Origin of the sequence: Streptomyces ferrugineus, from assembly GCF_015160855.1 — a bacterium.
GTDB classification, from domain to species: Bacteria; Actinomycetota; Actinomycetes; order Streptomycetales; family Streptomycetaceae; genus Streptomyces; species Streptomyces ferrugineus.
In genome coordinates this window covers 4,945,891-4,972,716 of record NZ_CP063373.1, presented here as the reverse complement: position 1 = coordinate 4,972,716, position 26,826 = coordinate 4,945,891, and the positions used below count along the sequence as shown (strand labels likewise).

At 68.6% G+C, this 26,826-nt stretch carries 19 protein-coding genes and 6 pseudogenes; 15 read left to right on the top strand and 10 right to left on the bottom strand.

From position 1 onward, the window contains the following. Positions 1 to 12 precede the first annotated feature (12 nt). The 3 genes from IM697_RS22695 to IM697_RS22685 form a co-directional block, all read right to left on the bottom strand. Positions 13 to 893, bottom strand: a protein-coding gene (locus IM697_RS22695; protein ID WP_228044136.1) for an IS5 family transposase whose coding sequence is annotated in 2 segments (ribosomal slippage) — positions 13 to 516 and positions 519 to 893 — 879 coding nt in all. Because the reading frame shifts where the segments join, the coding sequence is not laid out codon by codon here. A gap of 84 nt (positions 894 to 977) precedes the next feature. Then, positions 978 to 1,748: a transposase family protein gene (locus IM697_RS22690; RefSeq protein WP_194038123.1), complete on the bottom strand. Its 771-nt coding sequence runs from the start codon at positions 1,746 to 1,748 to the stop codon at positions 978 to 980. A 167-nt stretch (positions 1,749 to 1,915) separates the two neighbouring features. Continuing rightward, positions 1,916 to 2,173: a hypothetical protein gene (locus tag IM697_RS22685; RefSeq protein ID WP_228044866.1), complete on the bottom strand. Its 258-nt coding sequence runs from the start codon at positions 2,171 to 2,173 to the stop codon at positions 1,916 to 1,918. Between IM697_RS22685 and IM697_RS22680 the strand changes: the two are divergent. The 3 genes and pseudogenes from IM697_RS22680 to IM697_RS22670 form a co-directional block, all read left to right on the top strand. Next, a pseudogene (locus tag IM697_RS22680) lies at positions 2,157 to 2,498 on the top strand (glutamate--tRNA ligase); the annotation flags it as partial. The gene IM697_RS22685 and the pseudogene IM697_RS22680 sit on opposite strands and share 17 nt — an antisense overlap. 131 nt (positions 2,499 to 2,629) lie before the next feature. Then, positions 2,630 to 3,139: an RICIN domain-containing protein gene (locus IM697_RS22675; RefSeq protein ID WP_194049511.1), complete on the top strand. Its 510-nt coding sequence runs from the start codon at positions 2,630 to 2,632 to the stop codon at positions 3,137 to 3,139. Positions 3,140 to 3,184: 45 nt separating this feature from the next. Continuing rightward, positions 3,185 to 3,430, top strand: a pseudogene (locus tag IM697_RS22670) (HAD family hydrolase); the annotation flags it as partial. Positions 3,431 to 4,702: 1,272 nt separating this feature from the next. Here IM697_RS22670 and IM697_RS22665 read toward each other — a convergent pair. After that, a complete protein-coding gene (locus IM697_RS22665; protein WP_194049510.1) occupies positions 4,703 to 4,981 on the bottom strand; it encodes a hypothetical protein in 279 nt (92 codons plus the stop codon). Between the two features lie 400 nt (positions 4,982 to 5,381). Between IM697_RS22665 and IM697_RS22660 the strand changes: the two genes are divergently transcribed. From IM697_RS22660 to IM697_RS22650, 3 genes are all read left to right on the top strand, one after another. Continuing rightward, a complete protein-coding gene (locus IM697_RS22660) occupies positions 5,382 to 6,017 on the top strand; it encodes a hypothetical protein (protein WP_194049509.1) in 636 nt (211 codons plus the stop codon). Positions 6,018 to 7,298: 1,281 nt separating this feature from the next. Then, on the top strand, positions 7,299 to 8,537 hold the full coding sequence (locus tag IM697_RS22655; protein ID WP_194049508.1) for an IS256 family transposase: 1,239 nt from the start codon (positions 7,299 to 7,301) through the stop codon (positions 8,535 to 8,537). 189 nt (positions 8,538 to 8,726) lie between these two features. Next, positions 8,727 to 9,185, top strand: a complete 459-nt coding sequence (locus IM697_RS22650; RefSeq protein WP_194049507.1) for a hypothetical protein — start codon at positions 8,727 to 8,729, stop codon at positions 9,183 to 9,185. 6 nt (positions 9,186 to 9,191) lie between these two features. On the opposite strand, the pseudogene IM697_RS22645 reads toward IM697_RS22650, so the two are convergent. After that, positions 9,192 to 10,424 (bottom strand): annotated as a pseudogene (locus tag IM697_RS22645) (IS110 family RNA-guided transposase). Positions 10,425 to 10,954: 530 nt separating this feature from the next. Between IM697_RS22645 and IM697_RS22640 the strand changes: the two are divergent. Further along, a pseudogene (locus tag IM697_RS22640) lies at positions 10,955 to 12,075 on the top strand (IS630 family transposase). 50 nt (positions 12,076 to 12,125) lie between these two features. After that, positions 12,126 to 12,695: a maleylpyruvate isomerase N-terminal domain-containing protein gene (locus tag IM697_RS22635; protein WP_194049506.1), complete on the top strand. Its 570-nt coding sequence runs from the start codon at positions 12,126 to 12,128 to the stop codon at positions 12,693 to 12,695. 28 nt (positions 12,696 to 12,723) lie between these two features. Here the strand turns inward: IM697_RS22635 and IM697_RS44810 are convergent, their stop codons facing one another. Then, complete coding sequence (locus IM697_RS44810; protein ID WP_228044864.1) at positions 12,724 to 13,143, bottom strand: Mu transposase domain-containing protein; 420 nt, start codon at positions 13,141 to 13,143, stop codon at positions 12,724 to 12,726. A gap of 69 nt (positions 13,144 to 13,212) precedes the next feature. After that, the gene (locus IM697_RS44805; RefSeq protein WP_228044863.1) at positions 13,213 to 13,896 is read right to left on the bottom strand and encodes a transcriptional regulator; all 684 of its coding nucleotides are present in this window, start codon (positions 13,894 to 13,896) and stop codon (positions 13,213 to 13,215) included. 419 nt (positions 13,897 to 14,315) lie between these two features. Between IM697_RS44805 and IM697_RS22625 the strand changes: the two genes are divergently transcribed. The 3 genes from IM697_RS22625 to IM697_RS22615 all read left to right on the top strand — a co-directional run bounded on the left by IM697_RS22625 (position 14,316) and on the right by IM697_RS22615 (position 18,058). After that, on the top strand, positions 14,316 to 15,386 hold the full coding sequence (locus IM697_RS22625) for a hypothetical protein (RefSeq protein WP_194049505.1): 1,071 nt from the start codon (positions 14,316 to 14,318) through the stop codon (positions 15,384 to 15,386). 531 nt (positions 15,387 to 15,917) lie between these two features. Beyond that, positions 15,918 to 16,610, top strand: coding sequence for a response regulator transcription factor (locus tag IM697_RS22620; protein ID WP_194049504.1), 693 nt, complete (start codon positions 15,918 to 15,920; stop codon positions 16,608 to 16,610). Beyond that, entirely contained in the window at positions 16,607 to 18,058 is a 1,452-nt protein-coding gene (locus tag IM697_RS22615) for a sensor histidine kinase (protein ID WP_194049503.1), read from the top strand. Before IM697_RS22620 ends, IM697_RS22615 begins: the two co-directional genes overlap by 4 nt. A gap of 305 nt (positions 18,059 to 18,363) precedes the next feature. On the opposite strand, the pseudogene IM697_RS22610 reads toward IM697_RS22615, so the two are convergent. Together IM697_RS22610 and IM697_RS22605 are read right to left on the bottom strand one after the other, a co-directional pair. Then, positions 18,364 to 19,500, bottom strand: a pseudogene (locus tag IM697_RS22610) (IS701 family transposase); the annotation flags it as partial. A 571-nt stretch (positions 19,501 to 20,071) separates the two neighbouring features. Continuing rightward, positions 20,072 to 22,219, bottom strand: coding sequence for an MMPL family transporter (locus IM697_RS22605; protein WP_194049502.1), 2,148 nt, complete (start codon positions 22,217 to 22,219; stop codon positions 20,072 to 20,074). Positions 22,220 to 23,115: 896 nt separating this feature from the next. On the opposite strand from IM697_RS22605, the pseudogene IM697_RS22600 reads away from it, so the two are divergent. The 4 genes and pseudogenes from IM697_RS22600 to IM697_RS22590 form a co-directional block, all read left to right on the top strand. After that, positions 23,116 to 23,600 (top strand): annotated as a pseudogene (locus IM697_RS22600) (helix-hairpin-helix domain-containing protein); the annotation flags it as partial. Positions 23,601 to 23,610: 10 nt separating this feature from the next. After that, on the top strand, positions 23,611 to 24,573 hold the full coding sequence (locus IM697_RS44795; protein ID WP_228044861.1) for a hypothetical protein: 963 nt from the start codon (positions 23,611 to 23,613) through the stop codon (positions 24,571 to 24,573). Positions 24,574 to 24,962: 389 nt separating this feature from the next. After that, a complete protein-coding gene (locus IM697_RS44790; protein ID WP_228044860.1) occupies positions 24,963 to 25,145 on the top strand; it encodes a hypothetical protein in 183 nt (60 codons plus the stop codon). A 175-nt stretch (positions 25,146 to 25,320) separates the two neighbouring features. Then, positions 25,321 to 25,653 carry a hypothetical protein gene (locus IM697_RS22590; RefSeq protein WP_194049501.1) on the top strand — a complete coding sequence of 111 codons (333 nt, stop codon included), beginning with the start codon at positions 25,321 to 25,323 and terminating at the stop codon, positions 25,651 to 25,653. A 451-nt stretch (positions 25,654 to 26,104) separates the two neighbouring features. Here IM697_RS22590 and IM697_RS22585 read toward each other — a convergent pair whose 3' ends face one another. After that, positions 26,105 to 26,593, bottom strand: a complete 489-nt coding sequence (locus IM697_RS22585) for a GNAT family N-acetyltransferase (protein ID WP_194049500.1) — start codon at positions 26,591 to 26,593, stop codon at positions 26,105 to 26,107. Between the last annotated feature and the right edge of the window lie 233 nt (positions 26,594 to 26,826).

Here is a 26,826-nt window from a genome sequence, read left to right as displayed (position 1 = left end):
TAGGGTCCGTCTTCAAACGGATCTTGCCCAGAGCAGGAACGACGCAAGTGTGACCGCCGCTTCGTAGGAGGTGGCGGTCTTCTCGTATCTGGTGGCGATGCCGCGGAAGCCTTTGAGCCGGTTGAAGCAGCGCTCGATGATGTTGCGCTGGCGGTAGATCTCCCGGTCGAACCCAGGTGGCCTGCCGCCGCGGTGACCGCGATTGTGCCGGTGCCCTCGCTGGTCGTTCTTCTCCGGGATGGTGTGCGCGATGCCGCGCTTGCGCAGGTAGACGCGGAAGGCGCGGGAGCTGTAGGCCTTGTCCGCGATGACATGGTCGGGCCGACAGCGCGGTCGGCCCAGGCCGTGGCGAGGGACACGGATCCGTTCGAGAAGAGGGCGTGCGCAGATGCTGTCGTGCCGCTGGCCCGGGGTCACCAGCACGGCGAGAGGGCGGCCTTGGCCGTCGCAGGCCAGGTGGATTCTGGTGGTCAGGCCTCCTCGGGATCGGCCGAGGGCGTGATCGTCCGGTTCGTCCGGCCGGTGCTGCCCCCTTTTCGGCCGGTAGCGGCAGCGTGCTGGTGGGCACGGACGATGGTCGAGTCGATCTGCACCAGCCAGTCGATGTCACCGGCCGCGTCAGCCCGGGCCTGGATCTGCTGCAGGGCCCGGGTGAACACACCGTCCAGAGCGTAGCGGCGGAAGCGGGTGTACACCGTCTGCCACGGCCCATAGCGTTCCGGCAGGTCACGCCAGGAGATCCCCGTCCGGATCTTGTAGACCATCCCGTTGACGACCTGCCGGTCTTCCACACGCGGCCGCCCTGTGGCAGCCCGCGGTATCAGCGGAGCGAGTAACTCCCACTCCTGATCGCTGAGTTCATGACGACATACCACCCCACCATGATCCACCATCTGACGATCTTTGAAGACGGACCCTAAAGCGTGTTGCAGAACGCTGTGATCAGGCAGGCTGAACTGGGCGTTTGTCGCGTCTGGTCACGCGGTGAGGGCGAGGTTGTGCATGCGGGCGACGGCCTGAACGGCGTGATGGAGGCCGTCGCCGCGCTGCCGGCAGTCACGCAGGATCTTGTAATTCTTCATCCGTCCGATCACATGCTCCACACGGGCGCGGACCTTGCGGTGCTCCGCGTTGTCCTCCTCTTCGCCCTTGAGTAGCGGCCGTCCGGGGCGTTTGCGGTGCGGGACGATCAGGCCGGTGTTGAGATAAGCGCCGTCGCCGAGCACCGTCACGCCTTCGCAGTGCTCGGCCAGTCCGGAGCGCCGCCAGGCGTGCGCGTCCGCGGTGGTGCCCGGCAGCGGACGGGCCGCGGCCACCACGAGCCGGGTGTCTGCGTCCACGATGACCTGCACGTTTGCTGAGAAACGGTAGTTACGCGAGGAGGCACCCACACCTCGGTCACGGACCGGGATGAGGGTGCCGTCCACGATCCACAACCGCTCGACTGCCTCCTGCGGGGCACGTACCGGCTCGAGCGCGAGCAGCGGCCCCAGCCGCTGGATCACCCGGCACACGGTCGCCGGGGAGATGCCGAACAGCGGGGCGAGCTGCCGCATCGTGAGGTTCGTGCGGTAGTAGACAGCCACCAGCAGCACCCGCTCGGCCAGCGGAAGCCGCCACGGACGACCCCACCCGCACCCCTCACCACCACGTTCCCGAACCGCCCTTAGCAGCCGCCCGAACTGCTCAGCCCGCAGACCGGTGAACGTCTCCACCCAGACCGGCTCAGCCCTCAACACCCCACCCATGCAAGGGAAATGCCCTGATCACAGCGTTCTGCAACACGCTTTAGTGGAGGCGACCCCCTCGCCGGTCACCCCGCGAGAGGGCCGCCACGACAAGGTCAGGCGAACAGGTGTCCTGTCTGTCACGAGTGCGTGCCGGGTTATGCCGATCAAAGTTCGATGGCACGCGATCAAGGTTCGTCGGCACAGGACAACCAGGGGTCCGGCAGTTGGAGGTCGTGCTGGAGGATCGGGCCGGCGGACAGGACCGGCTGGTCGACGCGGGCCGACAGCTCCACCCGGTAGGCAGTGCCGTCGTCAAAGGCGTCATGCACGCCCAGGAGCTCGGGCCGGTGCCCATCGAGGTCGCCGAAGGCGTGCTGTGCGTCCGTGGCGCCGTCCCACAGCTTCCCCGACGCCTTGGCCTCCGGTGTGCTGTCGGAGATCACGGACAATGTCGGCTTCCTGTTCCTGGCGGAGCCGGTCGAGGACGAGGCGTCCTGGACCAAGGCGATGAAGGAGGGCAGCGACGCCCTTCTGCGTACGGCCCGCGAGAAGCTGGAGTGGGCGGACTGGAACACGGCTGAGGCGTTGAAGGAAGCCGTCCTGGCCGCCGGCGAGACCCACGGCCTCAAGCTCGGCTAGGCCCAGGCCCCGATCCGTGTCGCCGTCACCGGCCGCACGGTCGGCCTCCCGCTCTTCGAACCCCTGGAGATCCTGGGCAAGGAGAAGACGCTGGCGAGGATCGACGCGGCGCTGGCGAGGCTGGCGGCGCAGAGATCCGACCAGACGTGCGGGGCGGAGGCTGCGGCCCCCGCCCCGAGTCGTTCCGGCCCGCCGACCGAGCGTGAAGTGTTCATGGCGAATTCAGATGGATAACTCTTCTTCACCCGATCCTCACGTTCATGACCTCACCGAGAACGGTACTCAGGCTGACTCTGCCCCCCGCCCTCAGCGCCTTGCTGCTGGCCGTCGCGGGCTCCCTCTCCACTGCGTCGGCCGAGACCTACTGGACCTTCAGAAACGATCACGAGGGCACCTGTCTCACCTCGTCGACCACGACGGGCAACGTCTGGTCGGCCACCTGCAACGATTCGCTCGCCACCCGGAGGTGGTACTGGACGAACGACTTCGAGTACGGGGGGCACCGGTGGGGCCGGCTGGTGAGCAGCGCCAACGGAGACTGCCTCACCTCGGACTACAAGACCGAGACGAACGTCGTCTGGACGAGCAACTGCGGCAACGGCGGCTGGGGGCAGATCTGGAGCGGCGACAGCAACAGGCTCACGAACTGGCTCGGGCCGATGCTCCGCACCTCCGCCAACGGTGACGCCGTCTACACCAGCCCGATCACTGTGGTGGACAAGTACGGGATTGAATCCACCCGCTTCAGGTGGTGGGGCGCGCACAGCTGACGCGTTCCCCGTACGGGCCGCCCGGCACCGGGTTACCGTCGGATCATGAGCATTCGGGCCGTGGTGTGGGACGTCGACGACACTCTCTTCGACTGCACCGCGGCCGGCCGCGCCGGAATACGCGCGCACCTGGTGACTGAGTGCCTGCTCGGCGGAGGCGAGTCCGTGGAGCGGGCCCCGGTGCGTTGGCGGGAGGTCACGGACCGCCAGTAGGCGCGGTTCGCCGTAGGGGAGGCGTCGTTCGAGGGGCAGCGGCGGGACCGGGTGCGGGTGTTCCTGGGCGCGGACCTGCTTGTGGTGCCGCGCCCAGGAACACCTACGCCTCCACCACAACCCACACCAGCGTCAACCAGCGCACGTCGTCGGACCACTTCCCCACCAGCAGCAGAGTGCCTGGCACCAACTGCTTGTCGAGAACACCACATCCAGCTTGGCCAACGCCCCGACACCTCAGAACCGGGTTCTGGCCGCTTCCCCCTTCCACGGCCGTCAGCGCGTATTCAAAACCCCGGTTTTGACGCGCCGGCAACGGCGGCGGAGTTCTTCGGACCAGTTCCGGAGCGGGTCCTCGAGGGTGAGGTTGTCTCCGCGGGCCACGGTCTGCAGGAGCATGGCGCACACGGTCGCTTCGGCGGCGCGGCCGGCTGGACTGCCCAGGATGGGGAAGGTGTCGCGGACGGGCGGCGGTGTCCGGCTGGAGCAGCGTGTAGGCGTAGAGCGTGGCGGCGTCGAAGCCCTCGAGCCAGGCCCCATCCCTCCCAGTCGAGCAGCCGCAGAGGCGACGCGGTGAGGTTCGCCCAGTGCACGTCGGAGTGGGCGGTGCTCAAGCGTGTCACGGCGGGTGCCGGGATGCCGACGAACTCGGGGATCGCCCGGTCCATGTACTGCTGGCGTACGGCGATGGGGTCGGTGTCGGCGGCCGACACCTTCTCAAGCGTCCCTGCCAGGTCGGCCCACCAGGAGTCCGGCAGCTGGAGGTCGTGCTGGAGGATCGGGTCGGCGGACAGGACCGGCTGGTCGACGCGGGCCGACAGCTCTGCCCGGTAGGCGGTGCCGTCGTCGAACATGTCGTGCACGCCCAGGAGCGCGGGCCGTGCCCGTCGAGGTCACCGAAGGCGTGTTGTGCGTCCAGGGCACCGTCCCAGAGCTTCCCTGACGCCTTGTCCTCCGGGGCGGACACCAGTCGCAGCCAGACCGGTCGGCCGTCGGTGGCGGTGCGGGCCGGGCGCACCCAGGGTGCGCCCGGCCCAACCCCAGAACTCCCCGCCAGGCTCCGTCTGCACGTCCAAGGCCTTGGCGGCGCCGGCGTGGTGGGCGCGCATGCGGCGCTCGGTTTCCGGGTCAGGGGGAGGTGAGTACACCGGTGATCTCCGCAACTTGGCGGCGGTCAGGGAGGGTTGGACGACGGCGTCGGCCGCTTCCCCTCCAGTGTGGCGCACCGGAGGCGGCCGAAGGACGTCCGTCACTCCTGGGCATGACGCGACCGCGAGTACGCACGCCTGTGCGGGGGTCAGGCCCGGCTGGATGAGGTCGGCGAGCTCCTGGTCGACGATGCCGGGGAGTTCACCGCCGTGCAGCGGCGCGGAGGCCATCATCCGCAGCCCGGCACCGGCGGCGGCCGGGAGCGGGGCCCTGGCCGCTCAGTGCCTGCGCGATCGGCGTCATCATCACCAGGCTGACGGGCAGTTGGACCGCGCCCAGGTGGTGCTGTCCGCCGGCGGCTTCGGCGGCCAGGGCGAGCAGCTCCCCGACAGTGAAGGCCTCCTCTTCCAGGCCCGCCCAGGTGGCGACCCCGTACCCGGCCGCCGATTCCTCTTCCAAGACCTCGAACGCGTCGCGCATCGCGCGGTGGAGGGCGGGCGGTCGCCGGGGTGGGACCGCTCGGGGTTGCACCTGGATCACGGGGTACCGCTGCACCGACGACGCTCCCCGCTTCAGCCGCTGTCCACTGTGCCTCCCGTCGGTCAGCTGGCGGCCAGCACCGCGTCCACGCGGGCTCGGATGGTTTCCACGATCGCCCGGTACCTGGGGTCGGTCTTTTCTGTAGGGAGGGGTAGTTGAAGGTGGTGAACCGTAGCTCGATCAGGCCGGTGCGGGCTTCGTCGTCCAGCCTGATCCAGTTCTTCATCTCGTGGGGCGGGTAGATCGCATCGAGGTGGTGGGCCCGTGCGACGGGCAAGCCGAACTCTGGGTCGGTCAGCGCGTCGACGAGCTCCTGCTTCCGATAGCGCACGCCGGTCCTGTGATCGAGGTCCAGGCACCAGCGCACCGGATCCGATTTTTCGTATCCGCGAATCCCGAGGCCTCGGTAGCCGCTGACGTGGTCGGCGGGCACGACCGTGTGGAAGAGGGCGAGGCGGCGCAGCAAGCCGCTGCTGCACCATGCTCCGGCCTGGAAGTGGCGCGACCACTCCCCCGTGTTCCAGCGCTGCTCGAAGGCGAGTTCTTCCTCGGTCCAGTGGTCGGGGCCCTTCCACACCGGCTGCCAGGCGAGTTCGGCGAGGATGGTGTCGAGTCCTTCGACCTCCGCCCTCTTCCATGCGCTGGCGGGCAGACCGGTCAGCCATGCCGATGTCGCCCGGCCGGCCTGGTGGATCTCGATGCCGTTCTTCGTGCGCTGCCGGATCCTGATGCCGGGCATGCCGTGCACGTCGCAGCCGGGCTCGTGCGAGGGAAGGATCGTGCGGAGGATCTCGTGCGCCCGTCGCTCGCTCTCCACCTCGAGTTCGATGCTGTCGACGCTGGGGCGTACTCGGGAGATCCCGAAGGGGTAGGCGGTGAAGTCGCTGCGGGAGTTGAGGATCTCGTGGAAGAGGTCCGCCTCGAAGCGGAGCTGCTCTCCTGTGGCCGCGGGGATCGGTGGCTGGTCGGCGCGTAGTTGTGAGCGGGCTTGGTCGTAGGTCTCGTGCGTGTAGAGGCGGCGACGGTCGGCAAGGCGGCTGATCCGGTCACGACGCATCGGGAGGTCCTGTTCCCCGTACCGTTCGGCCCGCCGGTACGGCGATCGAGCCGTTCCCGAGTGTCTGCAGCGTGCAATGACGCGGCGTGAAGCTGGACTCCTTCGCTCCCCACGGCAGGAGACTCAATGGGCCGAGAGCATCCAGGGGAACACGGCCCAACCACGGCCGCTGATTCCAGCGTAGGCGGCCGAAGTTCCCCCCAGCCGTCTCATCGCCTGATGGTGGGCGTGGCGCCGGGCACCTGGTTGTTGTCCTGTCCCGTCTCACCCAACAGAGTCGACTGCGTATTCGTCTCATCGAATCCAGTCGCCGCAGGCCCAGAGAGGCGGGGGCTGCGGCCTCCTCAGGGCGCAGGCGTCTCACCGAAGTCAGTCGTCCCTGGTCAACAGCCGGGGATCGGACTGGGTTGGATGAGAATGGACAAGACCCTGCCGAGTCCCCGCGGGACGTTCGGATGGCGGCTTCGGTCGAGGAGTTCACCGAGCCGTCCACGCGGCGAACGAAGTAGTCCAGACGCGCCGACGCTCCCACCCATCGTCCTGCCAAAAAGTGACGCTCACTCCACGATCACCGGAATGTCCGCACCGGCGCATGTCCTCGAATCGGATCGTGACGCAGCCCAGCAGCGGACACCTCCGTCGCTCACGTACAGCATCGACCTACGCGACCTCACTGTGCGGTTCTGCACCAGGCCGGTACAGCCACCCATCACCCCTCACTGCGTTCCAGCTCACTGGGTTCAGGGTCAAACGCCTCGATTGGACGGCAGCAGACTTCCCCGGCCGTCTTCGACGAGGTCGAGGCAGGCTCCCGGCACGCTATTACGCCGTAATAGGGCTCCGGCCGCCCGCTCAGGGAATCACGCCTTGGCCGGGGACGGTCCCGGCCAGAGCGGTGGCGCCCACTACTGGCGAACGTGCCACGGGGACCGCGGAAGGCGGCGCGCGGCCTAATGGATCCAGTGCTCACGCCACGAGGGCAGGCACGCCACCCCATCAGCGGTCTGGCCTCCCGGCCGACCAGCAGCGTCACGGTCTGACGACCGAAGTCGAGTGCTTCCGGCGGCGGTTGCGTCCATGGAGATGGTGTACGGGTTCGACCTGATCCGGGGGTTTGCTCCGGCGTCGGGATGATGCCCGCATAGATGAACGGCCACCGGCTGATCTTCGAGGTGTCGAAGCCCGAAGGAGATCAGCACGATGACCGCACCTGACAGTCTGCCCCTGCACGCCCTTGCCGAGGACAACCTCGCCGCGGCGAGTCCCGATCTGCTGCGCGCGATGATCAAGACATTCGCCGACGCGCTCATGTCCGCGGAGGCAGACGCGCTCTGCAATGCCGAATACGGGCAGGTCAGCGACGAGAGAGTCAATCACCGCAACGGATATCGCTCGCGTGAGTGGGACACGAGGGCCGGCACCGTGGAACTCGCCATCCCCAAGCTCAGGAGCGGGAGTTACTTCCCGCACTGGCTTCTCGAACGACGTCGCCGGGCCGAACAGGCCCTCATCTCGGTGGTCGCCACCGCCTACCTGCTGGGGGTGTCCACCCGCCGTGTCGAGAAGCTCGCCGAGTCGCTCGGCGTCACCCAGCTGTCCAAGTCGCAGGTCTCAGCGATGGCCCGGCACCTCGACGAGCAGGTCGCCGCCTTCCGCAACCGGACCCTGGACCAGGGCCCTTACGCGTTCGTCTGGGTCGATGCGCTGACCCAGAAGGTCCGCGAGGGCGGCCGGATCATCAGCGTCCACGCCCTGATCGCTGTCGGCGTCAACGCGGACGGTCACCGCGAGATCCTCGGCATCGATGTCGCCACCGCCGAGGACGGCGCCGGCTGGCTGGCCTTCCTGCGCTCGCTGATCGCTCGCGGCCTGTCCGGCGTCCAGCTGGTCATCTCCGACGCCCACGCCGGCCTGGTCGACGCCATCGGCGCGGTCCTGCCCGGCTCATCGTGGCAGCGATGCCGCACGCATTACGCCCGCAACCTGCTCAGCCAGGTCCCGAAATCGGCCCAGCCCTGGGTGGCCACGCTGCTGCGGACCGTCTTCGAACAACCCGACACCGACGCCGTGAAGGCCCAGATGCAGCACGTCCTGGATGCGCTGGAGGCCAAGTTCCCCAAGACCGCAGCCCACTTGGACACCGCCCAGCACGACCTGCTGGCCTTCACCGCGTTCCCGCGGGAGATCTGGCGGCAGATCTGGTCGAACAACCCGCAGGAACGGCTGAACAAGGAGATCCGCCGCCGCACCGACGTGGTCGGCATCTTCCCTGACCGCAGCGCCGTCATCCGCCTGGTCGGCGCCGTGCTGGCCGAGCAGAACGACGAGTGGACCGAAGCCCGCCGCTACATGGGACTTGACCTGCTGGCCAAGGCCCGCCTCCACCCGATCGAGTCAGAAACCGACGAGACCGTCCTCCCGACCGAACTCACCGCATAGCTTCAAAACGAGATCACCGAGTGGCCGTCGATACACCACTCCAGCGGACGTGACCGGTCGACCCGGTGGCCTGCCGGTTCCGTAGCTTGTCGGCTTCAGCTAGTGCTCTGACCGCATAGACACCTCAGGCACGTAACTCGTCAAGCCGGGATGGTCGTTGTTCGAGTGTGCGTCGGTAGTGTTATGGACATGCCCGAGGCGTGGATCGGCTTCAACTCTCGTGATCGGCAGCGATACTGGTGGCGGACCGGCATCCTGACGCTGGCGCTCGTTGGTGTGATGTTGGCGATGAGCTTGACCACGCATGAACCGGGCAAATGGTGGTGGATCGGTGGCGTAGGGGCCTTCTCCGTAGTTGTGCTGTTGAGCACGATCAACTCGATCTATGGCCAGGTACTCCTGACCATGACGGGGCTGGAATTCCGCACCTTCGTCAGCAGGCGAGTGGTTCCCTGGAGCGAGGTCGCGCGCATCGAGAAGCGGCAGCGGGTGTCACGGAGCGGAACCTGGTCGGACCTTCGTGTCATCAGGGCCCATGGGCGCTCGCTCACGATTCCGGGGACCCTCACCAATCGCGTGATGGATGCGGAACTTGAGCGGAAACAGGCCGTCATCCAAGAGCGCTGGTCCCTCGCGACCGGTGGCTGAGGGATCTCATGCTGCGAGAGCCTCGGTTGCGATGGGGAAGGCGACGGCCTCCTCGAAAAGCCGTCCGTGCTGAAGGCAGTGGTAGAGCTGGCCAAGCATGCGGTTGAAGAGGTTCCTCTGTGCGGCAGCGTGCCAGTCTCCGTGGCCGTCGCGGCGCCTGCGGTAGTGGGCTTTGGCGCCCGGTGAGGCGGTGATGGCGGAGAAGGCCCAGAGGTAGCCGGCGTGGTTGAGACGGTCGTTTTTCACCCATCGGCGGGTGATGCTCGACTTCTTGCCGGAGGCCCGGGTGATGGGTGAGGCGCCGGCCTACGCCTTCAGGCCGCGGGCGTCGGCGAACCTGGTGCGGTCGTCTCCGATCTCGGCGAACAGCCGGGCACCGAGCTGGATGCCGAGTCCGGGGAAGCTGAGGATGATCTCAGCGTGCGGGTGCTGAGGGAAAGTCTCCTCCACCGCCTTGGCCAGATTGTCGGCGGCGGTGCAGGCGGCCTCCAGCTGGACCACGAGCGCAAGCATCTGTGTGCCGAGTGCGTCCTCCACCAGGGATGGCTGGTGTGCCCAGTCGGCGCGGAAGATCTCCCGGAGCCGGTCGGCCTCGGCCTCGATGCCCCGTTGTCGGCCGGCGCGCTTGAGTGCGGCCTGCAACTGGGTGCGCGTTAGCCGCGAGGCCCGCGTTGGTGTCGGAGCCGCCTTGAGGAGTTCGTGCGCCTCCCGGCGGCACAGACCGTTCTTCCAGGGCTCGAAGGCCGCCAGCGCGGACGGGTAGTACTCGCGTAGCAGCGACCGGAGCTGGTTGGAGATCTGCTGCCGGTTCCACGTCGCGTCCTGCTGAGCCCTGGCAAGGACCGCAACGGCACGGGCCAAGTCGCTGTCCTGAGACAGCGGCCGGTGGGCGTGCATGTCGGTGCGCAGGATGTTGGCCAGGACGAGGGCGTCTCCGGGGTCGGACTTCTTGCGGGAGACGGAGTGCCGATCGCGGTAGCGTGCAGCGGCCATCGGGTTGATCGCGAACACCTGCCTCTTACCTGTCCGCAGCACGGCGACGACCAGGCCTCGGGAGGTCTCGATCGCGACTGGGATCGGGGTCTCCTCGGTGTCGCCGTATTCGGCAAGGAGGTCCAGCAGGATCTTGTAGCCTGCCGCGTCGTCGGTGATGTGCCGCTTGGCCAGTAACTGGCCACTGTCGTCGACCAGGGCGACGTCGTGCGTGCGTTCCGCCCAGTCGATGCCGCAATAGATCAAGTCTTTCCCCTCCAGCTTGCTGTTCGTGCTGGTCACGAGCTCATACAGGCCACGCAGCGACCTAATCCCAGGACTCAGCACTGTGGCCGGTCCGCCACCTCAGTAGCCGTTCGTGGCACCAGCTCGTCCCACGGGCCCCGGTCTTTGCGGGAGCTCGAACGGCTCGGGCATTGCAAGGGGTCACCGTGTGGAGGGCTCGCACCACCAACACCAACGAGTGGTCACAGCGGCAGTGTTGACGGATTCGCAGGCGCCGGACGCTGCCGATCTCTACCAAGGTCTCGGAGACCTGTAGGCAACGAGGCATACGTCCGGCGCCCGCGCAACTGCCACCACGTACCAGGACCGCGTGCCGCTCTATGCGGAGGCCTCAGTAGACCCGGTTCGCCGCAGGCATCGCAGCCCCCTACTCGAACATGCCGAGAAGCTTCCGCTCCATCGGAACGCCCTTAACTACGGATTAGGTTCGCCGGGTCGGTGGTCCGGGCGGTTGGATGTGCGGTGAGTTCGATCCGACTGCTGGGGGTGTGGTGGCTGAGCCTGTCCGTGTGCGCAGGTTGACCGACCAGGGGGCGGAAGCTGCAGCAGATCGTGCGCCGGGGAAGCACCAGTTCGGTGCGGTTTCGGCGCGCGATGATGCTGCTGGCTTCTGCGGGCGGGAACCGGGTGCCGGTGATCGCGAAGCTGGTACAGGCCGATGAGGACACCGTCCGCGATGTGATCCACCGGTTCAACGAGATCGGCCTGGCCTGCCTGGACCCTCGGTGGGCGGGAGGCCGTCCCCGCCTGCTCAGTCCTGACGACGAGGACTTCGTCGTCCAGACGGCCACCACTCGCCCGACCAAGCTCGGCCAGCCCTTTACCCGCTGGTCGATCCGCAAACTCGCCGCTTACCTGCGGAAGGTGCACGGCCGCGTGATCCGGATCGGCCGGGAGGCGTTACGGTGCATGCTCGCCCGGCACCGGCGTCACCTTCCAGCGCACCAAGACGTGGAAAGAGTCGCCCGACCCCGAGCGTGACGCCAAGCTCGACCGCATCGAGGAGGTGCTGGAGCGCTTCCCGGACCGCGTGTTGGCATTTGATGAGTTCGGCCCGCTCGGCATCCGGCCCACCGCCGGGTCGTGCTGGGCTGAGCAGGGCCGGCCAGAGCGGCACCCCGCGACCTACCACCGCACCCACGGAGTTCGCTATTTCCACGGCTGCTACTCGGTCGGTGACGACACCCTGTGGGGCGTCAACCGCCGCAAGAAGGGCGCTGCGAACACCCTGGCCGCGCTCAGATCAATCCGCGCGGCCCGCCCGGACGGCGCCCCGATCTACGTCATCCTGGACAACCTGTCCGCCCACAAGGGCGAGCAGATCCGGCGTTGGGCGAAGAAGAACCGGGTCGAGCTGTGCTTCACCCCGACCTATGCGTCCTGGGCCAACCCGATCGAGGCCCACTTCGGACCGCTCCGGCAATTCACCGTCGCCAACTCCCACCACCCCAACCACACCATCCAGACTCGGGCCCTGCATGCCTACCTGCGCTGGCGCAACACCAACGCCCGCCACCCGGACCTCCTCGCGGCCCAGCGCAAGGAACGTGCCCGGATCCGCAGCGAGAAGGGCATCCGCTGGGGCGGCAGACCCATCACCGCCGCGGCCTGAACGAACGAACAGCACAGCCGCACCACAACCTGCCTTGCGAGGAGCACCGCATGGACCACCAAGACGTTCAGGCCGCCGTGGCGGAGATGCTGGAGGTACTGGGGCCTCGCACGGGCGAGGACTGGACGGTTCCGGCCGGCCCGCTGGAGTGGAGCTGCCAGCAGACGGCCGCACACATCGGCCACGACCTGCTGGCCTACGCGGGCCAGCTCGCCGCGAGCCCGGCCGACGCCTACCTCCCCTTCGACCTGCGCGTGCGACCCACCGCCTCGCCTGCCGAGGTGCTGCAGGTGGCCGCCGCCTGCGGCGGGCTACTCGGCAGCGCGCTGGCCACCGCCGACCGGTCCCTGCGTGCCTGGCACTGGGGCCCGTGCGACCCTACAGGGTTCGCGGCGATGGGCGTCGCCGAGATCCTGCTGCACACCAACGACATCACCCGCGGATTGGGCGTGGACTGGCTGCCGCCGGCACCGCTATGCGCGGCCGTGCTCGACCGACTGTTCCCCGACGCCCCGCCCGGCGAGCCCGTCCGAGTGCTGCTGTGGTGCACCGGACGCGGGGACCTGGACGGTCTGCCCCGCCGGACGTCGTGGGTGTGGAAGGCGGCACTGCTCGACTGAGCGCACTCAACTCGGTGAACCCATGCGGTCACAGCACTAGCGCGGCCTCCGACGGCGGGCGCCGGACCTTGTTCTTGCAGGGCGCCCGATCCGAGAAGGACTCCAGCACCCTGCGCTCCAGCGCGATCACATGCCCGGCGTCGCGGACGGTCTGCCCGGCCCCGCGCGGCGCCCGCCGGTGACGGGCGATTACCGCCCTGCCAGCGGTGGCGATGCTGACCACGTCTTCGCCCAAGCGGTGGACGACAAGGAGCCTTGCCCCGGGCAGGCCGGGCGGGACGGAGTAGAAGTTGCCCTCGAACTGCACCAGGCCCTGCGCAGTCACGGTCCGCTCGACCGCCAGCTCGGCCGGGAACGGCAGGGCCGGAACCTCCAGCAGCGGCTCCGCCGCGGCCAGTTCACCCACCGTCGTCCGGCCTCCGCCGGCGGTGCGGCGGCGCTCGTCCATCCTCACAGCGAGCTCGTCGACGCCGGACTGGGCCTGCTCGACGGTGAGGTGGTCGGGGACCGTGCGCCATCACCGCTGGGCGGCAGCATGGTCCATCTTTTCCACAACCCCCTTGCGGTTGCCGCGTCGTGGCGGGCAGATGTCGACGCCGACGCCGTAGTACTTCGCGACACCGGCGAATGCCGCGGTGAGCTGCCCGCTGGAGGCGTAACAGACCGTCGACATGCGGTCGAACCGCCACCGCCGGGCTGTCCCGCCCAGCTTGCGCAGCACGGCAACCAGGGCCTGGACCAAGTGCGGGAAGTCCTCGCACTCGGCCAGCTGAGCCCGCCAACGTCCCGAATGCGACAGGGCCCCGACCAGCAAATGCGCGTGCTCTCCAACACCCCACTCACCCGGTGGAGTTGGCAGTTCCAGCCAGTCGAACTGGATCTCCTCGCCCGGCGGGTGGGCGATCACGGCCGTGTCGCGGCCCTTCGCCCCGTGGCACGGGTCGCAATGTGGGCGCACTTCATATCGGCGCATAGCCCGGGTGAACGTCGAGTACGCACCCTCATAGCCGAGTTCCCGCACCTCGTCGAACAGCGTCGTCGCCCACAGATGCGGATCATCGGCCAGCCGCTGCCGGCAGTACTCCACAAACGGCGCGAACGCATCCGGCGGCTGCCGCCGCTGCCCAGGAGTGATCTCCCCGTTCAGATAAGCGCGAATTGTCTTGCGGTCACGGCCCGGCCGATCGCCGAGATCGTCCACCCCTGCCGACGCAGAGCGTGAGCGTCCACCTCCTCCTCCAGCGTGAGCATCCAGGCCCCCGAACAGGCCGACCTTCAACCGCACGCAGGCTGTCCACGACACACCAGGACCAAGACGACACGCCGACCAACATTGGCTCTGAACGGCCTCTCTGGCCCCATCGGAACGAATCCTGTGGCCCCAGGAGCTTGATCGGTAGATGAGTGTTCGTCAGAAGTGGCCCCAGGGGCAGTCTTGCGGTGGGAGCATTGATGTGCTTCCGACAGGCAGGGGGCCCGGATGGACGGCCCGAGATCCAAGGTCGAGCTTTTCGCGGCGATCCGCCGGGACTCGCGTACGGAGGAGCTGTCGATCCACCCTGGATCGGCCAGATCGTCACCCGCCACTTCCACGACCACGGCCTGGCCATGCTCGCCCGGATGCTGCAGACCGCGGCCTACATCGTCATCGCCTACCTGAGCGGCATGCGCGACAACGAGGTCAAAGCCCTCGCCAGGGGCTGCCTGCGCACCGAGACGGACAGCGCCGGAAGCCCCTACCGGTGGAAGGTGACCAGCCTGTCGTTCAAGGGCGAGGCCGATCCCCGCGGAGTGACGGCGATCTGGAACGTCGGCGAACCCGTCGCCCGCGCGATCACCGTGCTCGAGATGCTCCAGCCACCCGACGTCGACCACCTGTTCAACCGTCTCCACCACGGCGCAGGCGGCCACAAGGGACGCCGCCATGCCGCCATGACCACCGGCCAGACGAACGACAACCTCAATCACTTCGGCGCCTGGGTGAACCGCTACTGCGACAGCCACGGACGCCACGACGCCATCCCCGCGGTCAACGGCCGCCCCTTCAAGCTGCACACGGCCCGGTTCCGCCGCACCCTGGCCTGGTTCATCGCCTGCCGCCCCGGCGGGACCATCGCCGGAGCCCTCCAATACCGCCACCACAGCATCCAGGTCTTCGAGGGATACGCCGGCACCAGCGACTCCGGCTTCCGGGCCGAGGTCGAAAGCGAACAAGCCCTGGCCCGCGGCGAACACCTTCTCACCGTGATCGACGCCCACGGACACACCCGCCTGGCCGGACCGGCAGCCGCCGAGGTCGCCCGCCGCCTGGAGGAGTTCGGACAGCGGACCCGCTTCCAGGGCACCGTCGTCCTCGACGACCGCAGACTCCGATGGATCATGAACCGGGACGACCCCGCGGTCTATCCCGGCACCTACATCTCCTGCGTCCACGACCCGGCCAAGGCCCTTTGTGAACGGGCCCGCCAAGGAGCCTTCGAAGGACTCGGCGACCACCCCCAGTGCCAGCCACTGGCCTGCCGCAACGTCGCCCTCACCCGGGAGAACACCGACGCCTGGCGAGGAGAGATCGAACTGGTCGACCAGCAGCTGACCCGACGCCCACCGCTGCCGCCTTTCCTGCAGAACCGACTGCTCCGGCGCAAGCACCAGATCGAAGACCTCCTCGCCACCACTCAGGAGCCCTCGTGACCCGCCGCACCGACCTCCCATCCAAAGCGCGGGTCCGCGCGGCCCTGACCCGGCTCCGTCAAACGGCCACCGACACCGGCAAGCGCCCCACTGTCCTCGCCCTGGCCAGCGAGTTCGGGCTGAGCAACACCACCTTCCGCCGCCACCTTCCCCGACATTGCCCGGGACATCGCCGAAGCCGCCCGCACCAGCGCACCCGAAGCCGACACTCCAACCAGCCACTACGACCAGCTTGTTGCTCGCAATGCCAAGCTGAAGCGGCGGAACAAGGAGCTGACCGCCCACCTCTCGCCGGCCGCCGCCCGCATCCAGCAGATCGCCCTGGACAACCAGCGCCTGAAGCAGCAGCTCGAAGCCGCCACCGGTGTCACCCGCATCGGAACCCACGGGCGCCGACCCCAAGCCCGCTAGGTTTTCCTGAGCTTCAGAGTCAAGCTAAGCGCGGGGTGCCCAGCGACGCTCTAATCCTGGCTTCAGGTTGGTCGGGGACAATGAGCGGCGAAAGCGTCGACTGGAAGGGGGCGGGCCGGCGTGCGGATCATGATCGCGGATGATGAAGCGGCCATCCGTGAGTCGCTGGAGCGGGTGCTCCAGGTCGAGGGTTACGACACCAGCACCGTCGCCAACGGTCTCGCCGTGCTCGACGGGGTCGGTGGGGCCGGCGGTGACACGCTGGATCTGCTGATCCTCGACGTGATGATGCCCCGCCTCGGCGGGTTGGAGACCTGCCGGCGGTTGCGGGCCGCGGGTCGGGATCTGCCGGTGCTGATGCTGACCGCCCGTGACCAGGTCTCCGACCGGGTCACGGGGCTGGACGCGGGCGCCGACGACTACCTGCCCAAGCCGTTCGCCACCGAGGAGTTGCTGGCCCGGGTGCGGGCCCTGCTGCGCCGGCGCACGCCGACCGACGGGGAGTCGCAGATCCTGTCGTTCGCCGACGTCCGACTCGATCCCGACAGGTTCGAGGCGTGGCGGGGCGGGCGGCCGCTGCGCCTGACCCGGACCGAGTTCTCCCTCCTGCAGGTCCTCATGCGCAACGCGACCCGGGTCTTGACCCGCGACGCGCTGTTCGAGGCGATCTGGGGCTTCGACATGAGCGCCACCGCCAACAACCTCCAGGTATATGTGAGCTACCTGCGCCGCAAGATGGAGGCCGAGGGTGAGCCGCGATTGATCTACACGCTGCGCGGCCTGGGATACACGTTGCGGGAGACTCCTCCGTGAGCAGGCCCGCCGGCCGGGAACCGCGCCGGCTGACCCGATGGTGGCGCCGGCGGTCCCTGCGGACCAGGCTGACGGTGATCGCGGCGACGGCCATCGCGGTCAGCGTGTTCGTGGCCTTCCAGGTGGCCAGCGAGCTACTGGACTGGGAGCTGCGGGACACCGCCGAGAATCAGCTGCGCGCCGACTCCCGCGTCCTGGCGACGAACGCGCAGCGCGCCGGTCTGGCGCAGGTCCAGCTACCGCCGTATCCCGGATCCGGTCGGCTGGTGCGGGTCATCCTGCCCGACGGCTCGACCCGGACGCCGGCCGGCCAACCCACGCTGCCCCCCGTCAGCGAGCACGCCGGGCGCGTGGCGCAGGGCGCGTCGGCCGACCTGATGGAGTCGAACGACAGCGACGAGGACGGCTACCTCATCTACACGCTGCGGGCGGGCGACGGCGCGGTCCAGGTGGCCCGCGTCGCCGACGACAGCCTGATCAACCGGTTCGGGTTCGGCATGCTGCTGATCGGGCTGTTCTGCGTGGTCGGCGGCGCGCTTGTCGGGCGGACCGTGGCGCGAACCGGGCTGGCACCGATCGACCGGCTGACCACCGCCGCGGTACGTGTCGCGCACACCCGGGATCTCGACGCCGACATCCCGGATGAGGGCGGTGGGGAGATCCGGCGGCTGATCCAGTCGATCAACGACATGCTCGCCGCTCTCCGGGACTCCCGGCGGGCCCAGCGGCTGCTCGCCGAGGACGCCGCCCACGAGCTCAAGACCCCGCTCACCAGCCTGCGCCTGAACGTCGAGCTGCTGATCCGGCTCGATCGGCGCGGCACCCTGGACAGCGCACTGCCGGCGGAGAGCCGGACCCGGCTGCTCAACGATCTCGGCGCCCAGGTGGCCGAGTTGGGCACCCTTGTCGCCGAGCTGACCGACCTGGCGCGCGGTGACGTCAGCGACGAGAGCACCGAGGTGCTCGACCTCGCCGACGTGGTGGTGGCCGCCGCGACCCGGGCGGGTTCCCGCGTGCCCGACATAGAGGTGGCGCTCGACGTGACCTCTGTGTGGGTGAGCGGGCGCCCCGCTGCGCTCGAGCGGGCGGTGCTCAACCTCATCGACAACGCCGGCAAGTGGTCCCCCGCGGACCAGCCGGTCCAGGTCCGGCTCCGTGCCGAGGGCGCGTCGGCGGTGCTCGAGGTCGACGACGCCGGGCCGGGCATCGACGCCGCCGACGTACCGCGGGTGTTCGACCGGTTCTACCGTGCCGACAGCGCCCGGGCGTTGCCGGGATCCGGTCTGGGGCTGTCGATCGTGCAACGGGTCGTCGACGCCCACGGCGGCCGGGCCACCGTCGCCCGCTCCGCACGCGGTGGCGCGCTGCTTCGGGTCGATCTTCCGGCCGCGGCCCCGCCCGACCCGATCGCGCGGCCCACCGCCGGGGAGGACACCTCGGTGCGCTGACCCGCCCCGGCGGCGCGGCGCAGGACTAGTACTCCAGTTGCAGTTCTCCATATGCCCTGGTCAGAGGGCTCGTTCGGAGTCTAGTTGGCTGACGTCCCGTCAGGATGGCGGTGGTTCGTGACTCACCCGATCGGGGTGCGTGCGGCGTTGGTAGTGGCAGTGGCGGGCGATGGCCTGGTGACGTCGGCGCCAGCTTGACCAGCGGAGACGGTGCCTGGGCGAGTGGCGTCGGACTGTGGGGGGATGGACAAGGTCCAGGAGCCTTCGGATTTCTGCCACGGTGAGGGGAGCGAGGCTGCTCGAACCGTTTCCTCGACCCCCTTTTCGAGGGCCTGGGCTGTCATCGCCGCCAGGAAAGCGTGCGCGAGCATGGCCAGGGTGATGTGGCGATACCAGCCGACGTAACGGCGGACTTCGTACTGGTCCAGGCCGCATTCGTTCTTCGCTGCCTGGAAGCATTCCTCGATGGCCCATCGGGAGCCAGCCACCTGGACCAGCTGGGAGACGGTGGCGTCCGCCGGGGCGAAAGCGAGGTAGTACGCGATCTCCTCGGGACGCGCCAGGCTGCGACGGGCCAGCACCCAGCGGTCGTGGGCGGGATCGGAACCGTCGACGGTGGGCAGCTTGGCCGCGGCCCAGTCATAGACCCGCGGCCCCTTCGCGCCATGGCCGCAGGAGATCCGCTCCCATGCCTCGGCCGGGGCACCGGTCAGGACATGGTCGATGCGCCAGCTGCCCGCTGGCGACTTGACCTGCTGCGACTTGGGCACCGCCAGGACGTAGCCCACACCGGCCTCCTCCAGCATCCGACGGAAGTGCCACTCCTGCCCGTAGGCCGCATCCGCGGTCACCCAGGCGATCGGCAAGGCGGAATCCAGCGCCCGCCGGACCATGGCGCGTGCAAGTTCCGGCTTGGTCGCGAAGGACCTGTCCTCCGGGACCCGGGCGGCGCGGCACCGGTCCGGATCCTCGGTCCAGGACTTGGGCAGGTAGAGCTCGCGGTCCACCAAGGCCCTTCCCTTGGCTGAGGCGTAGGCGGCGAACACCCCGATCTGGCAGTTCTCCGTGCGGCCGGCGGTGCCGGAATATTGCCGTTGCACCCCGGCGGAGACGGTGCCCTTCTTGATGAAGCCGGTGTCGTCGACGATCAGCACACCGCCATGCTGCCCGAGCCGCTCGGCTACGTAATCCTGCAGGTCGGCGCGGATCTCATCCGGATCCCACTGGCACCACGACAGCAGCCGCTGCAGCCCGTACGGGGTGTCATGGCCCGCATGCTCGGCCAGCTGCCAGCTGTTCTTCCGGCCCACCGGCGCCAACAGGCCACGCACGTAGTCCCGCATCCGCCGCCGCGGCTCGACGCGGCCGAACCGCTCACCCACCCGGAGCAGCAGCGACTCCAACTCGCCTTCCCACAGACCTACTTCGACACCGCTCTCCATCTCCATAACCGGTTCCAACGCACCCCGATCGGGTGAGTCACGAACCACCGCCATCCTGACGGGACGTCAGCCAACTAGACTCCGAACGAGCCCTCTGACCAGGGCATATGGAGAACTGCAACTGGAGTACTAGGGCCCTTCTGATGGATCTCCGTGGAAGAAGGAGCGGCGTTCGGTGCGTGCTCTCGGCGTGCCGGGCGGAAGTCCTCGTAGCGGAGCTACTAGGGCTTTTGTCCGGTGCGGCGAGAGTGCGTGCCGGGCGTCGCGACGCCGCGGAGATCCATCAGAAGGGCCCTAGGGACGGCGGCCCTCGGGCATGGCCCCGCGCGGCTCACCGTCGGGGCAGGACACCGCGATGCGCCGACCCCAGCCCCGGCCGCACGGCGCAGGACCAAAGGGCGGCGGCCGTCGGGCAATGGCCCACGCGGCCCACCACCGGGCAGGACACGGCAATGCGCCGACCCCAGCCCCGGCGCGTGGCGCAGGACCAAGGGGCGGCGACCGTCGGGCCCATGAAAAGATCCGGGACGGGCCTAGGTCCCCGTCCCGGATCTCGTCCGTGCCGCCGCGCTCACCGTTGCAGCGCGGGCTCCCCGTCGTCGGCGAGCGACTGTTGACCGTCCGGCAGCTCCGCCGCTGGACGGGACAGCCGGCTCGGCCACCAGATCCGTCGGCCGATCAGCAGGGTGAGGGCGGGCACCAGGACCGACCGCACCAGCAGGGCGTCGAGCAGCACGCCGAAGGCGACCAGGAACCCGACCTCGATCAGCATCACCAGCGGAAGTGTGGCGAGGACCGCGAACGTGGCCGCCAGGACCAGGCCTGCCGAGGTGATGACGCCACCGGTAGCGGAGAGGGCTTTGAGCATGCCCTCTCTGGTGCCGAGGCGCACGGTCTCCTCCCGGGCCCGGCTGGCCAGGAAGATGTTGTAGTCGACGCCGAGCGCCACCAGGAACAGGAATGCCAGCAGCGGCACCGAATAGTCGACGCCCTTGAACCCGAGGATCGTGTCGAAGACGAACACGCTGCCGCCGAAGGCCGCGGCGAATGAGACGATCACGGTGGCCATCAGGACCAGCGGGGCCAGGATCGCGCGCAGCAGCAGCCCGAGGACGATCAGGACGACGGCGAGCACCAGCGGGATCACCAGCTTCTCGTCGCGGCTGGTGGTCACCTCGGTGTCGAGGTTCTCCGCACTCGGCCCGCCGACGATCGCCTCCGCCCCGCTCACCGCGTGCACGGCGGTGCGCACCCGCTTGATCGTGTCGTACTCTGCGACGGTGTCCGGCGCGTCCTTCGGGAACACGGAGATGTTGGCCCAGCCACCGCTGGTCTGCTCCGGGATGGCCAGGGCCACACCGCGAGTGTCCTTGACGATGTCGAGCACCCGCTCCTGGTGCGCCGGCCGCGTGAAGATCGTCATCGGCTGGCCGCCGAGCTCCGGGAAGTGCTGGCGGAGAACGGTGAAGCCGGTGACCGACTCCGGCGCGGACAGGAACTGGTCCTGCTCCCGCAGGGCGCCGGTGTTGCCCGCCAGCCCGAGGGCGAGCACGCCGAGGACTCCGAGCGAGCCGAGCGTCGCCACCCACCGGCGGCGGCTGATGGCGGTGCCGAGCCGTCCCCACAGCCCCGGCTTCTCCTCCACGGCCGTGCTGAACCGCGGGGTGGCCGGCCAGAAGATCCGCCTGCCGAGCACCACGAGCACCGCCGGGAACAGCGTCAGCATGGCCACCAGCGCGCACAGGATGCCGGCCGCACCGATCGGGCCCAACCCGCTGGTGCTGTTCAGGTCGGCGACGAGCAGGCAGAGCAGGCCGGCGACCACGGTGGCCGCGGACGCGACGATGGCCGGCGCCGCGCCGCGCAGCGCGTGGACCATCGCGACCCGGACGTTCTCATGGTGGTGCAGTGCCTCCCGATATCGAGCGATGAGCAACAGCGCGTAGTCCGTGCCGACGCCGAACACCAGGATCGTCAGCAGCGCCGAGTTCTGGCCGTTGACCACGATGCCGAAGCCCTTGACGAGCAGGTAGACGGTCCCCATCGAGGTCAGTGCGGCCGCGCCAACGGCCACCAGCGGGATGATCCACAACACCGGGCTGCGGTAGGTGAGGATGAGCAGGAGCGTGACGACGAGGATGGTGGTGAGGAGGACCTGTACGTCGATGCCGTCGAAGATGGCATCCATGTCGCCGTCGATCGCGCCAGGGCCCGTCACGTCGAGTTCCAGGCCGGAGGGGCGGTCCTTCGCGGCGTCACGCAACGGGCCGACGATGTCCTCCGGTGCGCCGTAGGTCGTGCTCACCTCGAGGGTGAACATCATCGCCTTGCGGTCGGTGGAGGGGCTCGTCGGTGAGCCCTCGTCGTCCTCGCCGGCCGCCGCCTCCTTCGGCGGGTACCGCTTGGCAAGGGTGTCGTAGTGGCGCTCGACCGTCGCACGGTCGGCGTCGGTCATGCCGTCGGCGCGGTGGTACACGAAGACGAACGTGTTGTCGTCACCCTCGGGAAGACTGTCCTCCAGCACCGCCACCTTGGTGGACTCGGCGCTGGCCGGCAGGGTGTCTACGGCGCTGTCGGTGGTGACCGAGCTCAACTTTCCGCTCAGCGGCACCATGCCCGCCGCCAGCACCAGCCATAAGCCAATCACCAACCACGGCACCCACCGGCCTGCCAACCGACCGGCTGGCGCTTCCCCGGACGGCGCTGCGTTGACTGCCATCACTAGCCTCCTACATACGGGTTACATCGCTTGTCCGATGGCCTACTTCCTAACGAGCGAAGCTGAGACGACCGTTAGAGCCTGTGAAGTAGCCGGCGTCCGTTGTAGATGGTGGTGTTGATCATCGATGTCTTGTGGGCGGGTGCGTCGCGGTGAATCGTCCGCGCCGCTATCCGTCGGACACCTCGGATACCGAGTGGGAGATCACCGCGCTGTACATCCCGGTCAGAGGCACTCGGGCAGGTGCACTGCGCCGCCAGGGTGCCACGGCCTGCGTCAAGTGCGGAGCGGACGCCGCTCTTGACCCTCTGGTGTAGGTCCAACCGCCGGGAGGCGGCTGACATGTGAGCCAGCGGACCAGGCGTGACGCGTCGTGTCCCGCAGTTGAGTAGCCGCGACGATCAGGGGCGGAGCTGTAGTGAGGGGCGGCACGGCTCCGTGCAGGTGCTGATCCTGGTAGTCGTGCTCGTACGGTCCCGTGAAGGGCGGGGCGCCCTCCAGGAGCTCGTACGCCAGAACGCCCAGCGCTTAGATGTCACTGGCGCTGGTGGCCCGCTGATTGTTCCAGTGAGGTCCCCCCGCTGTGCGGGAGATGCTGATCAGCTGGTGAAGGCCGCGAAGCCTGGCGCGGCGACACCTGCTGCGCCTCCATCCCCACCGCCAGCACCAACGCCGCCGCGGAGACCGACGCCTGCGGCTGCAAGCCCGGCTGCACCTGCTGCAACTGACCGCCGTCCCGGGGGCTGAGCGAGCGGTCAACGGTCAGTCTCAAACAGTGGCCACAACCGCATCGGCGAGGGCTACTTCCTCCAGCCGGCCCAGGCGGTCGCGGCCAAGCCGTACAAGCTGCTCGTGCAGGCCCTGTCGCGTTCGGCGAAGGTCGCGGTCGCCAAATACGCGACCAGCTCGACATCGAAGGCCTCGGCCACACCCGCGTCGTCCAGCTCGTCGAGGCCGATCTCGTCGCCGACCTCGCCGACCTGTTCACGCTCACCCGCGAGCAGTTCCTCGGCCTGGAGCGGATGGGCGAGACCAGCACCGACAACCTCCTCACGGCGATCACCACGGCCAAGAGCCAGCCGCTGTCACGCGTGCTGTGCGCGCTCGGGGTACGCGGCACCGGCCGCTCCATGTCCCGCCGGGTCGCCCGGCACTTCGCCACGATGGACAACATCCGCGACGCCGACGCGGAAGCGATGCGGCAGGGCGAGGGCATCGGCACCGAGAAGGCCCCCTCCATCGTCGCCGAACTGGCCGAGCTCGCCCCGCTCATCGACAAACTCGGCGCGGCCGGGGTCAATATGACCGAACCGGTGCCATCCCGCCCACCCCGCACGATGGCACCACCGGCGACAACGACGAGGGCCAGCGACAGCCCCTGGCTGCGCGACGTGCTCGGGCAGGCAGGGCCGGAGGAGTTGCTCTTCCTCACCGCGGACCGGGACATCCCGTCTGCCTTCGCCGCATGGGGGCTTCCCCAGCCCCTTATACGCACGAAGGAGGACCTTCGCCCGACTCTGTTCGATGTCACCATCGACCACGGGCAAGCTCGCACTGCGATCGTCCGCTACCTGCTCGAACGGCTCCCCGCGGACGCGCTCGATCACAGGGCCATCGATGTCGGCCCCACCTCCACCCTCGAGGAGGAGCTCCAGCGCCGGGGCGACGACGCGATGCTGGACATCCGCGTCTACGGAGTCAGCGTCACCAGGCTCGTCGCATTGGCCGGAATCGAGGAAGTCACCGTAGAGAACAATGTCCTCCTGGGACGACGCCACCCGCACGAGGACGGCACACAGGACCGCCCCGGCGAGCTCGGCCCACGTCGCCACGACAACGCGTACGCGACCGTCTACTTCCTGGCCGAGGCCGAGGCGACCATCCAAGACACCTACGACGGCAGCGACTCAGAGGTCTCGGTCGTGGCCTACGACAATGTTCTTGTCCGTGCTGAGCTCAGCTTCCTCTTCGTCGACGGAGTGATCACCGCGCCCGGTGTGGAGAGGGAAGCGAACGTCTCCCTCCTCGACGCTCATTACAGCGAGCCCGACGACGCCCTCCAAGCGCTCCAGGAAGTACTCGAACGTGTCCCTGGTCTGGAACTGGACCGGCACCTGCTCGACTCGGGAGCAGCCGTGCACGCGGCTGTTGCCGGCTTGGACGCCCAGCCGGCGTTCCGGTACAACGGCGAGTCTTGGTGGGGTGGAACACGCGAGGGCTTCCAGGGCCCCGACGGCTACGTTGTTGAGCTGAACGCCAACGACGTGCCTGGCAGCCACGGCGTCTGGTCGGTCTCCGCGTGGCTCGTCCACCGGCTCGACTGGGCGCGGCATCACGACGGCCCGCACGGCTGACCGCGTCAGGGCGCTCCCACGATGACGGCCGCCGTAGTGGGCCGCCGACGGTGGGCAGGTTTCACCACCACTGGGGGTAGTTCTCGCCCGTCTCGGTGCTCCAGTCATCTTGGTCTAGTGCTTGCTGCCACTTGCTCGTGACGACCGTTCCGTCCGTGAACTGGTGGGCGGGCCTGGCGGCGGCCAGGTGCGCGTCGAGGAGCTCTACGACGTCTTGGGAGAGATGCTCGATGCGGCCTCGCTGTGCCCGTCTGACGCGCTGGGCAACGGGGGCCAGGACCCCGACGCTGATCAGAGCCTGCAGTGATGCAGCCCGGGGGAAGGGGCGATGTTCGCTCCTCCGGCCGGAGCCGTCTCAACGGGACCGTCTGAGCGAGATCCGCGACAACTTGCTCGACCGGATCGCCGAAGCTCAGCGCGAAGGCTTGCTCGGTGAGGTCGAGGGCTTGGAGATCAGCCTGGCCGGCGCCGAGGAGAAGCTGGCCCAGCTCGATTCCGCACTCAAGCCCTCGGTGATCCACCTGGGGCTGCCCACCTTCGGTCAGATCGCCGGGCGGTCCAGCACCCTCTGAGGACCGGCAGGCGACACCCTGAACATCTATAGGTACCTGTGCCTCGCGCCGTCTTTCATGCTGAGGCCGTACCGCAGGACCATGGAGAGGCAGGACCATGAATAGGATCCGTATGTCGCGTACCCGGGCGGCTCTGACAACCGGAGTTGTCCTACTGTCCGGAATCGGCCTCAACATGGCCGCAGCCGGACCGGCTGCGGCCGGGAACTGCACGTACATCGTTGGCCAGGAGCTGTGCGGACGCGTCAACAACAGCAGCAGGTCAGACAAGTGGCTGGTCGTCGCCGACAACTGGAACTGCGGCGGCAGCGGCACCGCATGCGGCAACAAGGTCCGGCTCTACCCGGGCGAACGCTCCGTGGACGGCTCGGACGGCATGAAGGACGCCGACGGCGTATACGTCCCGAACGGCTGCAAGGGCCAGGTCAGTCAGGCCGTGTACTTGCCCTCTGGCTGGCACAAGATCAAGGACAACATCGGCTACCAAACCGTCCGGATCCACTGCTGACAGCTGCCTCTGAGGTTCCCCCGCTGTGCGAAAGGTGCCGATCGGCGATCAGCTGGTCGGAGCGGGTTGAGGGGGTTTCGCTGGTTCGGTAGTCCGCTGCGCGGAGTAGTGATTCTCCTCGAGCTCGATCGGGCTGAGGTACTCGAAGTTCGATTTCCCAGGCCCGATCAGGTAGCTGCCGATGGTGCAGCCGTCCGGCACGCCGAAGTACAAGTGCCGCCCCCGGACGGGGTCGCCACCGTCAGGGTCTTGGGCCACGGCTGCTCAAGGCGGTCGGCGAGCGCGACCAGGCCGTCCGCCCTCGTCGCCGACGTCGAGGTCCAGGCCGACGATGTGAGAGGCCCCGTCAGACTCCCCGTTCGCCCGTGACCGGCTTTGACAGGCAGCCAAGTTGGCCGCCGCACCGGCTGCCCGACGGACGGCCTCGAATCCCTCCAACCGGCACACCGCGTCATTCCGAAGGGATGCGAAACTCGAATTCGGGACGGTCCCACGGCACGGCGGGCGGGTTCGCGAACACGGTCCCGGTCCGCACCGCACCGACGCGGTGGTAGAAGTCCTCGGCGGAAAGATGCGACACGACCTTGAGACGGTCGAGCCCGGCGGCACGGGCCTCGGACTGCATGTGCGCGACGAGCAACCGTCCAATACCCCGTCCTTGCACTTCGTCGGCGACGAACAGCAGGTCGAGCTCCGGTGGAGCGAGGACGAGCGAGTAGAACCCAAGGACCCGGCCTCCACGCTCGTCGGCACCGACGGCCACGAAGGCGCGGTGGGCCTCGATGTAATCAGGACCGACCCGGTATCCCGCGACCGCAGCCGCGTACTTACCCTGATAGGCGCCTGAGCCACGCACGAGCCGCGTGAGCCGTTTGGCATCCCGCGCTACGGCCCTCCGTATCGTGATTGGCTGGCTGATCAGGGCAGTGCGTGAACTCATCGGGAGAGTATTTCGCACCGGGGAGTGCCTTCGTGCGGCGGGTCGGCTGCTCGGGCAGGCGTTCCTGCACCGCTCCCGGGAACCGCTCGCCCAGGCCCCGATCGGCCACGTCCCGGCGTGGTCGACGGCTGCTCTCCCTGGGTCTGCCGTGGCGAAGCCGAGCCAGTACAGGAGAATTCCGAGCCAGCCTCGTGAAGCGGATCATCCTCGACCTGTTCGCCGGCCCTAGCGGC

Excerpts from the sequence above, each read along its gene's own strand:
- IM697_RS22625 (WP_194049505.1), top strand. The coding sequence starts at position 14,316 with ATGCTGCAGACCGCGGCCTACATCGTCATCGCCTACCTGAGCGGCATG.
- IM697_RS22635 (WP_194049506.1), top strand. The coding sequence starts at position 12,126 with ATGGACCACCAAGACGTTCAGGCCGCCGTGGCGGAGATGCTGGAGGTA.
- IM697_RS22655 (WP_194049508.1), top strand. The coding sequence starts at position 7,299 with ATGACCGCACCTGACAGTCTGCCCCTGCACGCCCTTGCCGAGGACAAC.
- IM697_RS22650 (WP_194049507.1), top strand. The coding sequence starts at position 8,727 with ATGCCCGAGGCGTGGATCGGCTTCAACTCTCGTGATCGGCAGCGATAC.
- IM697_RS22590 (WP_194049501.1), top strand. The coding sequence starts at position 25,321 with ATGGCCGCAGCCGGACCGGCTGCGGCCGGGAACTGCACGTACATCGTT.
- IM697_RS22675 (WP_194049511.1), top strand. The coding sequence starts at position 2,630 with ATGACCTCACCGAGAACGGTACTCAGGCTGACTCTGCCCCCCGCCCTC.
- IM697_RS44810 (WP_228044864.1), bottom strand. The coding sequence starts at position 13,143 with ATGGACGAGCGCCGCCGCACCGCCGGCGGAGGCCGGACGACGGTGGGT.
- IM697_RS22665 (WP_194049510.1), bottom strand. The coding sequence starts at position 4,981 with ATGCGCGACGCGTTCGAGGTCTTGGAAGAGGAATCGGCGGCCGGGTAC.
- IM697_RS22690 (WP_194038123.1), bottom strand. The coding sequence starts at position 1,748 with ATGGGTGGGGTGTTGAGGGCTGAGCCGGTCTGGGTGGAGACGTTCACC.
- IM697_RS22605 (WP_194049502.1), bottom strand. The coding sequence starts at position 22,219 with ATGGCAGTCAACGCAGCGCCGTCCGGGGAAGCGCCAGCCGGTCGGTTG.
- IM697_RS22585 (WP_194049500.1), bottom strand. The coding sequence starts at position 26,593 with ATGAGTTCACGCACTGCCCTGATCAGCCAGCCAATCACGATACGGAGG.